Origin of the sequence: Burkholderia sp. COPS, from assembly GCF_019425585.1 — a bacterium.
Classification (GTDB): Bacteria; Pseudomonadota; Gammaproteobacteria; order Burkholderiales; family Burkholderiaceae; genus Burkholderia; species Burkholderia cepacia.
In genome coordinates, this window is record NZ_WIXR01000048.1 from 1 (window position 1) to 10575 (window position 10575).

At 63.2% G+C, this 10575-nt stretch carries 9 protein-coding genes; 1 reads left to right on the forward strand and 8 read right to left on the reverse strand.

The genetic code is table 11. The annotated features are described in order from the left end of the window. The 6 genes from FOZ70_RS31415 to FOZ70_RS31440 form a co-directional block, all read right to left on the reverse strand. Positions 1-408 (reverse strand): ATP-binding cassette domain-containing protein (locus FOZ70_RS31415; RefSeq protein WP_219707505.1); only part of this gene is annotated, 408 nt, incomplete at its 3' end. Continuing rightward, the gene (gene gltK, locus FOZ70_RS31420; protein WP_042977589.1) at positions 405-1082 is read right to left on the reverse strand and encodes a glutamate/aspartate ABC transporter permease GltK; all 678 of its coding nucleotides are present in this window, start codon (positions 1080-1082) and stop codon (positions 405-407) included. The genes gltK and FOZ70_RS31415, both read right to left, overlap by 4 nt. Beyond that, complete coding sequence (locus FOZ70_RS31425) at positions 1082-1822, reverse strand: amino acid ABC transporter permease (RefSeq protein ID WP_027788374.1); 741 nt, start codon at positions 1820-1822, stop codon at positions 1082-1084. Before FOZ70_RS31425 ends, gltK begins: the two co-directional genes overlap by 1 nt. 84 nt (positions 1823-1906) lie before the next feature. Continuing rightward, a complete protein-coding gene (locus FOZ70_RS31430; RefSeq protein ID WP_048026334.1) occupies positions 1907-2800 on the reverse strand; it encodes a glutamate/aspartate ABC transporter substrate-binding protein in 894 nt (297 codons plus the stop codon). A gap of 218 nt (positions 2801-3018) precedes the next feature. Continuing rightward, complete coding sequence (locus FOZ70_RS31435) at positions 3019-4305, reverse strand: Glu/Leu/Phe/Val dehydrogenase (protein WP_021163078.1); 1287 nt, start codon at positions 4303-4305, stop codon at positions 3019-3021. A 279-nt stretch (positions 4306-4584) separates the two neighbouring features. Further along, positions 4585-5538 (reverse strand): LysR substrate-binding domain-containing protein, encoded by a 954-nt coding sequence (locus tag FOZ70_RS31440; RefSeq protein ID WP_059484606.1) that lies wholly within the window; start codon positions 5536-5538, stop codon positions 4585-4587. 230 nt (positions 5539-5768) lie between these two features. Here FOZ70_RS31440 and purB point away from each other — a divergent pair, with 230 nt between their 5' ends. Next, the gene (purB, locus tag FOZ70_RS31445) at positions 5769-7157 is read left to right on the forward strand and encodes an adenylosuccinate lyase (RefSeq protein WP_060219463.1); all 1389 of its coding nucleotides are present in this window, start codon (positions 5769-5771) and stop codon (positions 7155-7157) included. Positions 7158-7322: 165 nt separating this feature from the next. Here purB and FOZ70_RS38285 read toward each other — a convergent pair whose 3' ends face one another. Both FOZ70_RS38285 and FOZ70_RS31455 read right to left on the reverse strand, forming a co-directional pair. Then, positions 7323-7454, reverse strand: a complete 132-nt coding sequence (locus FOZ70_RS38285; RefSeq protein WP_258025782.1) for a hypothetical protein — start codon at positions 7452-7454, stop codon at positions 7323-7325. 555 nt (positions 7455-8009) lie between these two features. Next, on the reverse strand, positions 8010-10575 hold a 2566-nt coding region (locus FOZ70_RS31455; RefSeq protein ID WP_219707507.1), incomplete at its 5' end, for an RHS repeat-associated core domain-containing protein.

Consider the following 10575-nt stretch of genomic DNA (forward strand, 5'->3'; position numbering starts at 1 on the left):
CTGGCCCGGGAACTTGTGCGCGTGCGCTTTCAGGCCGACGCGGTCGAGCAGCTTCAGGCCCTTCTCGTTCGCCTCGTCCTTGCCGCGGCCGAGCACCTTGATCTGCGCGAGCGTCAGGTTCTCGGTGATCGACAGGTGCGGGAACAGCTCGAAATGCTGGAACACCATCCCGACCTTCGAGCGCAGCTTCGACAGGTTCGTCTTCTTGTCGCCGACCGACTGGCCGTTCACGAGGATCTCGCCCTGCTGGAACGGCTCGAGGCCGTTCACGGTCTTGATCAGCGTCGACTTGCCCGAGCCCGACGGGCCGCACACGACGACCACTTCGCCTTTCTTGACCTCGGTCGTGCAGTCGGTGAGGACCTGAAACTGGCCGTACCACTTCGAAACGTTCTTGATGGAAATCATCTTGTGACCTTTTTCTGGAGACCCTTGACGAGAGCAGACGCCAACGAGCAAATCACGAAATAGCATGCGCCGGCGAACAGGACCATCTCGACGGTCGTGCCGTCGCGATCGCCGACGTTGGCGGCCGTGCGGAAGAAGTCCGCGAGGCTGATCACGTACACGAGCGACGTATCCTGGAACAGGACGATCGCCTGCGTGAGCAGCAGCGGCACCATCGCGCGGAACGCCTGCGGCAGGATCACGAGGCGCATCGCCTGCGCGTAGTTCATGCCGAGCGCGAACGCGGCGTTCACCTGCCCGCGCGGCACCGCCTGGATACCGGCGCGGATGATCTCGGAATAATACGCGGCTTCGAACAGCGAGAACGCGACCATCGCCGATGCAAGCCGGATGTCGATCGTCGGCGACAGCCCGAGCACGCCCTGCAGCACCTGCGGCACGATCAGGAAGAACCACAGCAGCACCATCACGAGCGGGATCGAGCGGAACACCGTCACGTACGCCTTCGCGAACCACGCGAGCGGCTTCACGCCGGACAGCCGCAGCAGCGCCAGCAGCGTGCCCCAGACGATGCCGACAACGATCGCGATCAGCGTGATCTTGAACGTGACGATCGCGCCCGTCCACAGCGTCGGTATCGCGCCGGGAATACTACTCCAGTCGAACTGATGCATCACTTGCCTCCGATATAGCCGGGCAGCCGCGTGCGGCCTTCGATCCAGCGCATGAACGCCATCACGACGAGGTTGATGATCACGTAGGCGAGCGTCACCGCGATGAAGGATTCATACGTCTGCGCGGTGTAGTCGACGAGCTGGCGCGCTTGCGCGGACAGGTCGAGCAGGCCGATCGTCGACGCGACCGCGGAGTTCTTGAAGATGTTCAGGAATTCCGACGTGAGCGGCGGCACGATGATCCGGTACGCAACGGGCAGCAGCACGTAACGGTACGTCTGCCATTGCGTGAAGCCCATCGCGAGCCCGGCGGCGCGCTGGCCCTTCGGCAGCGCGTTGATCCCCGAGCGCACCTGTTCGCACACGCGTGCGCCCGTGAACAGGCCGAGACAGATGATCGACGCGGTGAAGAACTGCGTGGTGGGCGGCAACTGCTTGATCCAGGTGCCGATCGACGCAGGCAGCAGCTCGGGTATCACGAGATACCAGACGAAGAACTGCACGATCAGCGGAATGTTCCGGAAGATCGACACGTACACGGTGCCGATCGCGGACAGCCATTTGTTCGGCACGGTGCGCAACACGCCGAACAGCGATCCGACGATCAGCGCGATGACCCAGGCGACGAGCGACACTTCGATCGTCACCCAGAAGCCGGACATCAGCCATCCGAAATAAGTCGTCGGCTCGCCGGTCGACACGGGGCTCAGGAAGATGCCCCAGTTCCAGTGGTAAGACATGGGCAAGACTCCAGCAAAAAGAGACGGAAGAAGCGTGGCCTCTTCCGTCTCATTAGCGTCATTTCTGCTTCAACGGCCGTGCGGTCAGTCGAGCGCCTTGTCGTTCGGGTTCGCGTACAGCTTCTTCATCGAATCGGACAGCGGGAAGTTCAGGTTCAGCCCCTTCGGCGGGATCGGGTTCTCGAACCACTTCGCGTAGATCTTCGCGGCTTCGCCCGACTTCTCGACTTGCGAGATCGCGTCGTCGACGACCTTCTTGAAGTCCGTATCGCCCTTGCGCATCATGCAGCCGTACGCTTCTTCCGATTGCGGCGTGCCGACGATCACCCACTCGCCCGGCTGCTTCGCCTTCGCGCGCTCGCCCGCGAGCAGCGCGTCGTCCATCATGAACGCGACCGCGCGGCCCGATTCCAGCGTGTTGAACGAATCGCCGTGATCCTTCGCGCTGATGATGTTCATGCCGAGCTGCTTGTCGTTGTTCATCTTGCGCAGCAGGCGCTCCGACGTCGTGCCGGCAGTCGTCACGACCGTCTTGCCCTTCAGGTCGGCGAAATCCTTGACGCCCGAATCCTTCTTCGTCATCAGGCGCGTGCCGATCACGAAGATCGTGTCGGAGAACGCAGCCTGCTGCTGGCGCTCGGTGTTGTTGGTCGTCGAGCCGCACTCGATGTCCACCGTGCCGTTCTGCACGAGCGGGATGCGGTTCTGCGACGTGACCGGGATGTTCTTCACCTGCAGGTTCGGCAGGTTCAGCTTCTTCTTCACCGCGTCGACCACCTTCAGCTGGAATTCGCGCGAATAGCCGACCACCTGCTGGTTCTGGTCGTAGTAGGAGAACGGAATCGACGATTCGCGATGGCCCAGCGCGATCACGCCCGTGTCCTTGATCTTCTTCAGCGTGCCCGTCTCCTGAGCATGCGCGCCGCTTGCGAACGCGCAAAGCGCCGCGACCATCAGGACTGCCTTTTGGTATTTCATTTTGGTCATCTCCTTGGCTAAAACCCGCGCCAGTGTATCAAAGTAATATTTTTGAAAGTACTGTTGTTTACCGCACGTCGCAGCGCCCCTGGCAAAGCCTTCCTCCCGGCTCCAGGCGCCCCGAATGCGCGCGCGGGCGATGCCGGATTCGGCACCGCCCGCGAAGGTTCATATCCGCAACCGGGTGGATTGCGTCATGAATGGATCATAGTCAATGATCAGGGGTAGAGGCCACGCATTTCGCGCGCCATCAGGATGCGCTTGCACGCCACGATGAACGCCGCCGTACGCACCGACACCTTGTGCTCTTCCGCGACCGCCCACACGCCGGAGAACGCTTCGCGCATCACGCGCTCGAGACGGTGGTTGATCTCGTCTTCCGTCCAGAAGAAGCTCGAGAAATCCTGCACCCACTCGAAGTACGAAACGGTCACGCCGCCCGCGTTCGCGATCACGTCCGGGATCACGAGCACGCCGTTCGCGGTCAGGATGTCGTCCGCCGCCGTCGTCGTCGGGCCGTTCGCGCCTTCGACGATGATCTTCGTGCGGATCTTCGCTGCGTTCTTCTCGGTGATCTGGTTTTCCAGTGCCGCCGGGATCAGGATGTCGGTTTCGACCGTCCAGAACTCGTCGTTCGGCATCGGCTCCGCGCCTTCGAAGCCCGCGACGCCGCCCGTGCGGGCAACGTGGTCGAGCAGCTTGTTCGAATCGAGGCCGGCCGGCTGGTAGATCGTGCCCGTGTGATCCTGCACCGCGATCACCTTCGAACCCGCTTCCTGGAACAGCTTCGCCGCGATGCCGCCGACGTTGCCGAAGCCCTGCACCGCGATGCGCGCGCCTTCGATTTCCAGGCCCTTCTTCTTCGCCGCTTCGGAGCCGACGACGAACACGCCGCGGCCCGTTGCTTCCTTGCGGCCAAGCGAACCGCCGAGCGCGATCGGCTTGCCGGTCACGACGCCGGTCGACGTCTGGCCCTGGTTCATCGAGTACGTGTCCATCATCCACGCCATCACCTGTTCGTTGGTGTTGACGTCCGGTGCCGGAATGTCGGTGTTCGGGCCGATGATGATGCCGATTTCGCTGGTGTAGCGGCGCGTGACGCGCTCGAGCTCACCACGCGACAGCTTGCGCGGGTCGACGCGGATGCCGCCCTTCGCGCCGCCGTACGGCACGTTCACTGCTGCGTTCTTCACGGACATCCATGCCGACAGCGCCATCACTTCCGACAGCGTCACGTCCTGGTGGTAGCGCACGCCGCCCTTGCCCGGGCCGCGCGACACGTTGTGCTGCACGCGATAGCCTTCGAAGTGCGCGACGGTACCGTTGTCGAGCTCGATGGGGCAGTCGACGATCAGGATGCGCTTCGGACGCTTCAGCGTTTCGAGCCAGCGCGACAGCGAGCCGAGGTACGGCGCGACGCGATCGACCTGCTGAAGGTAGTTGCCCCACGGGCCGAGATCGTCGGCGTGCAGGTAGGACGGGATGGACTGCTGTTGCGAAGACATGGATGCTCCAACGTTCAACGAAGTGCGCACATTGTCGAAAAACCCGTTTTTTTTATCCAATGCCGTTTGCTTATTCGATTATGCGTTTCTTGCATGATCGCGATTTTTCGCAAATCCGCGGTCGATTTGCGCAAGAACGCCCGCGATCGGCCGTGCATCGCGTGCCTGAAAAATCGTGTTGCGCGGGCGCGGGCCGGCGGCTGGGCAAGGTGCCCGACAGGCACCGCAGGCCCGACGTCAGCCGGCCGGGCCGGACGATCGACGGTTAACCGCCCACGGTTAACCCGCGGATTCGCGCAGTTCGTCGCGCACGACGTCCCACAGCGCACGCACGAGCTTCTGTCGTGGATCGTCGCCCTGCAGCGCGAGCTTGTCGCAGTACAGCCGGATCTCCATCGTCAGCGTGAACGGATGCGCGCCGCCGCGCACCGACCGGTCGAGCCGGATCAGGCGGCCGCCCGCCACCGCATCCTCGACCGCGCTGTGCGGCAGGAACGCGATGCCGTGGCCCGCGAGCGCCATCGCCTTCAACCCTTCGGCCATGTCGGTTTCATAGACGCGATCGAGGAACAGCGGCGTCGACGCATTCGCGACGATGACCTCCGTCATCCGGCCGAGATACGCGTTCGGCGTATATGACAGGTACGGCACGCGCGCGTCGGCCGTGCCGGGCAGCGTATAGCGCGGCCGCCCCGCGCGGCCCGGCGCCGAGAACGGGCTGATCGGCTCGCTGCCGAGGATCAGCATGTCGTAGCGCGCCGGGTCGAGCGCGACGGGGTGGCTCGGGTGGTGGTAGCCCATCACGAGATCGCAGCCGCCCTCGACGAGCGACAGCACCGCGTCGTGCACGTTCAGCGCGCGCAGCCGCGTGTGGACCTGGCCCATCTTCGCCTCGATCCGCTGCAGCCAGCGCGGGAAATACGTGAGCGACAGCGTGTGCGGCACCGCGAACTCGATCGTCGGCACCGGCGCGCCGACGTGGCCGCGCAGCAGCGTGCGCGCCTCGTGCGCCTGCGACAGCATCGTCAGCGCCTGCTCGTAGAAGATCTGCCCGGCCTGCGTCAGCCGCGTCGGATAGACCGAACGATCGATCAGTTCGGTCGCGAGCCATGCCTCGAGCGCCTGGATGCGCCGCGAAAACGCCGGCTGCGACACGTGCCGCAGCTCGGCGGACCGGCTAAAGCTGCGCGTTTCCGCGAGCGAAACGAAGTCTTCGAGCCATTTCAGTTCCATGCAGGCGGGCGCGGCGGGCGGCGGTCGGGAAGAAGCCTGCATTCTACCGGCGGGCGGGCCCGGCCGGCGGCTACACAAGCGGCCCGGCGCGCGGCCGGATGCGGGCGCCGGCATGGCGTCGGCACGCGGCGGCGGCGGCTCGCCGGGCGCGGCCGGAATCGTCCCGCGCCGATGGTAAAATGCCGGATTCTCCCTCCTCGCTCGACCCGGCCCTCAAAGCCCGCCCGATCATGTCCGACACTCGTCCCGATACGCTTTTCGCCCTCACCGCGCTCTCGCCCATCGACGGCCGCTACGCCAGCAAGACCGAAGCGCTGCGCGACTGGCTCTCCGAAGCCGCCTTCATGCGCCACCGTGTCACCGTCGAGGTGCACTGGCTGATCGCGCTGTCGCGCGCCGGCTTCGCGGAAGTCCCGCGCTTCTCGGAAGCCTCCGAGCAGTTCCTGCTGCAGCTCGCCGAGCGCTTCACCGCCCACGACGCCGCGCGCATCAAGGAAATCGAGCGCGTGACGAACCACGACGTGAAGGCCGTCGAATACTGGCTGAAGGAATCGGTGAAGGGCCAGGAAGAACTCGAGAAGGCCAGCGAATTCATCCACTTCGCGTGCACGTCCGAGGACATCAACAACACGTCGCACGGGATGATGCTCGCCGGCGCGCGCGAACACGTGATCGTGCCGGCGCTGCGCACGGTCCACCAGCGCCTCGTCGCGCTCGCGCACGCGCTGGCCGACCAGCCGATGCTGTCGCGCACGCACGGCCAGCCGGCCAGCCCGACGACGCTCGGCAAGGAGCTCGCGAACGTCGCGGCCCGTCTCGACCGCGCGATCGCGCGCATCGAGAAGGTCGAGATCCTCGGCAAGATGAACGGCGCGGTCGGCAACTTCAACGCGCACCTGTCCGCGTATCCGGAATTCGACTGGGAAGCGTTCTCGCGCGACGTGATCGAGAACCGCCTGAAGCTCACGTTCAACCCGTACACGATCCAGATCGAGCCGCACGACTACATGGCCGAGCTGTTCGACGCGGTCGCACGCGCGAACACGATCCTGCTCGACCTCGACCGCGACGTGTGGGGCTACATCTCGGTCGGCTACTTCAAGCAGAAGACGAAGGCCGGCGAGATCGGCTCGTCGACGATGCCGCACAAGGTCAACCCGATCGACTTCGAGAACTCGGAAGGCAACCTCGGCCTCGCGAACGCGACGCTGCGCCACCTCGCCGACAAGCTGCCGGTGTCGCGCTGGCAGCGCGACCTGACCGACTCGACGGTGCTGCGCAACATGGGCGTCGCGCTCGGCTATTCGCTGCTCGCATACGACTCGCTGATCCGCGGCCTCGACAAGCTCGAAGTGAACCCGCAGCGCCTGAACGAAGATCTCGACAACTGCTGGGAAGTGCTCGCGGAGCCGGTGCAGACGGTGATGCGCCGCTATGGCATCGAGAACCCGTACGAGCAGCTGAAGGAACTGACGCGCGGCAAGGGCATCACGCGCGAAGCGCTGCAGGAATTCGTCGGCACGCTCGCGATCCCGCAGGATGCGAAGGATCGCCTGCTCGCGATGACGCCTGCGTCGTACATCGGCAAGGCCGTCGAACTCGCGAAGCGGATCGCGTAAGCGCCCGTCTCCGTACGTGAAAAAGCCCGATGCGATTGCTCGCATCGGGCTTTTTCACGATGTCTCCCGGGATGGGGTGAAAACGGTCTGGAACTCGGGAATGGAGGCGCGAGAATCAGCACAAGCTCCCGTCGTGAACGAACCTCGTGAAATTCCCCCGGTGCGTCAAGCAATGTGCGACAGTGTGCTGTCAAGAGCACCGCGCTGGTTCACGTCTTCGATGTTCAACCCAAGAAACTCCGGGTGCCGTTTGTAGGCATCAAAGACCTCCTGCAACGTTTTCTTCGTCGTGGTCATTATTTTCCTGTGATGATTCGGTGGCTGCTCATTGCTTCAGCCAAGCGTTCCCGGGATCGATTAACCATCTCCAATGGATGTGTATGAGGACAAGCTCACGGCGTAGAGAAAGCGTGTTGCGGCAATCCGTTGCATCCAATTGCCTTGCCTCCAAACCACTGGGAGCCCTCAAAGCCACATGGGGACTGAAAGTTATCTTCTTCGAACCGACAACCGACGAACTCACAGTTCAAGAAACGGCAATTAAAAAAATTTGTTCCATAGAACGTACAATTGACAATTCTAGCATCTACGAAGAGACAACCATTAAACAACCCCCAATACCAATTCAGTTCCTCCAATTCACACGATAGAAAAACGGCGTCTACACTTTTCCCATCCAACGTAATTTCCTTGAATGAGCAATACCTAAATATCCCCCCCTCAAGGTTCGTTGACAGTGATAGTTCGTCGTTGTATTCCGCACGTTCAATTAGCATGTCTGCCTCACTTGCCACCAATACTGAAGCGGATAGAACGAACGCCCGCTTATAGGGCCGGTCCTGGCCGCCAAAATTACGGTACCGGGATCAGATTACGTGGTGGGAAGAGTCGCGACCCGACGCTGATGATCCAATAAGCGATGACCCCAGCCCCCACTGCTTTGACAGCATCATTATCCGAGGGCGGCACAGCAGCCTGTGTACTTGTCGAGGCTACTGGTGCCGAACCCGTTCCGCCTCCGCCACATTTTTCAGCATACAACGCTTCATCATCGGCAAGACCGTCCTTCAAATCTCGAATGATGTCTTCATGCCCTTGCACGCTCATTCTCGGTAGTGCACCACGGTACGGTGGATAATACGGAAGGTCAAGCGGATTGGTCTTTACTTCGCATATCCGCTTATTGATATCAGACTTCTTGTTCTGAATCTTTCTCTTCAGCTGTTGGCACTCTGCTCCATTGGGGTCAAGTTGGCGCACTAGTCCTAGTGGGTCGATATATGCCAGAGGATTTCCGTTGACATATGCGTACGCATTAATTCCACCGAGGAGACCAATCGGATCCTGTGAGACGTACTGCCCCACCATCGGATCGTAGTACCTAAACCGGTTGTAGTGCAGCCCCGTCTCGTGGTCATGGTACTGCCCCTGGAACCGGATCGGGTTGCGCACTTCCACGCGCCCACCGGATGCTTTGCGAACGACCTCCTTGACCGCGCACCACGCGCGATACTCCGCACTCCACACAATCTCGCTGTGCTCATCGGTCAGCTCCTGCGGCGTGCCCAAGTGATCGCACTGATACCAGGCTAAGCCATCTATCAGTGGCGCGGGCGGCGGTGGCATCCACAGCGGGTCTTCGTCCTGTCGGTAGTAGTCGCCGTACTCCGGCTGGTCAAGCAGAAGGATGGCGTCCTGCCTCACCGCCTGCGCCACCGGCACGAAGCTACCCGGCTCGTAGACATAGTGCGTGGTGCGCGCGCCGAAGCCATCCTCGTCGGCGATCTTGCTCTCCCACGCCAGCGTGTCGCCGTCCCAGCCGTACAGCGTGAAGCCGCATTGCAGGTCGCGGTTGCGCTTCACCCGTTCGGCACGGTTCCAGTGCCGCCCGGCTTCGCGGCTTTCCTCGTAGTGGGCCTTGCTGTGCTTCGTCAGGCGCCGGCCGAGGGCGTCGTAGCTGTAGTCTGCCTGCAGCCGCTCGTCTTCGTAGTGCGTGAGGCGGTCGAACAGGTCCCAGGTGAAACGGCTCTCCTTGCCCTGGTGCCAGCGCTTGCCGAGGTTGCCCCACGCGTCGTACTGGTAGTGGGTACCGGCGTATTGCTTGAGCAGGTTGTCCAGCGCCTTGATGCGCGGCATGCGCTGGCGCTCGGCCTCGCGCTGCTCTGCCGGATCGATCAGGTTGCCGGCCGGGTCAAACGCAAAGGTTTCATGGCCGAGGCGGCTTTGTGCCTCCAACAGCCGCCCCACCGGATCGTAGCGGTAGGCCAGTTGGCCGCGCCGCGTGTCGTTGATATCGGTGAGCTGGCCGCTGGCATCGTAGCGGTAGCGACGCACCAGCAGACGGCTGCCGCCAGCGGTTTGCCCGGGCGGCCCCTTGGCCTCGTGAGCGAGCACCTGTTCACTCAGGCGGCCGAGTGCATCCCACTGCTGCGTCTGTAGCAGGCGGTTGCCTTGCAGGCGCGCCACCTCGCGGTGCAGGTCGTCGCGCTCATAGCTGACCAGTTCGCGCTCGTCCAGTTGCAGCGCCAGCAGGTGGCCGCTGCCGTAGGTGAGCCAGCTTACCCTGTGCCCGTCCGGGCGCACGGTGGCCGTGCGCTGGTTGAGCGCGTCGTATTCGTGCTGCCATACCGCCACCAGCGGCTTGCCCAGGCTGATGTAGTGCTGATGCTCGCGCACCAGGTTGCCGGCCGCGTCGTGGAACCATTGCAGGCGACTGTCGGCATTGGTCGCCAGCGCCAGGTTGCCATTGAAATCATAGGCAAACTGCTCGCGCTGCCAATCCTTCTCTCCCGGTTCGGCATCGCCGGTTTGCAGCGCCGCACGGCGTTCTACAAGACGGCCCATGGCGTCGAAGGTGTAGGCGGTGATGCGTTGCCCGTCCACCGCGCGCGCCAGCTTGCCAGTGGTTTCCTCGTACTCGTAGCGCGTGGTCACGCCGTCAAAGCCGGTTTCGGCCAGCAGGCGCCCCATCGGGTCATAGTGGAACTCGGTGTCGCGACCGTTTTCGTTGCGCAGCGCGGTGAGCTGGCCGAGCTTGTCCCACCGGTAGCGCAGGGTCTGGCCGGCCGCGTCCACCCGGCTGGCGAGCAGCCCGGCCTCGGTGTAGTTCCATTCGGTGCGCCGCCCCAGTGCGTCGACGTGGGTCAGCAGGCGGCCTTCGGCATCGCGCTCGAAGTGTTCTTCGCTGTTGTCGGCATGGCGGATGGCGGCGAGCTGGCCGGCCTCGTAGCGATAGCGGATGACCTGTCCGGCCGCGTCAGTGAACTGGATCATCTGGCCGCGTTCGTCGTAGGCCCACGTACTGGCCTTGCCCGAGCAGTCCACGTAGCGGGTGAGCTGGCCGTTGGCGTTGTACTCGAGCTGCCTGGTCTTGCCGCTGGCGTCGGTGATGCCGATGGGCAGGCCCATCGGGTTGTAC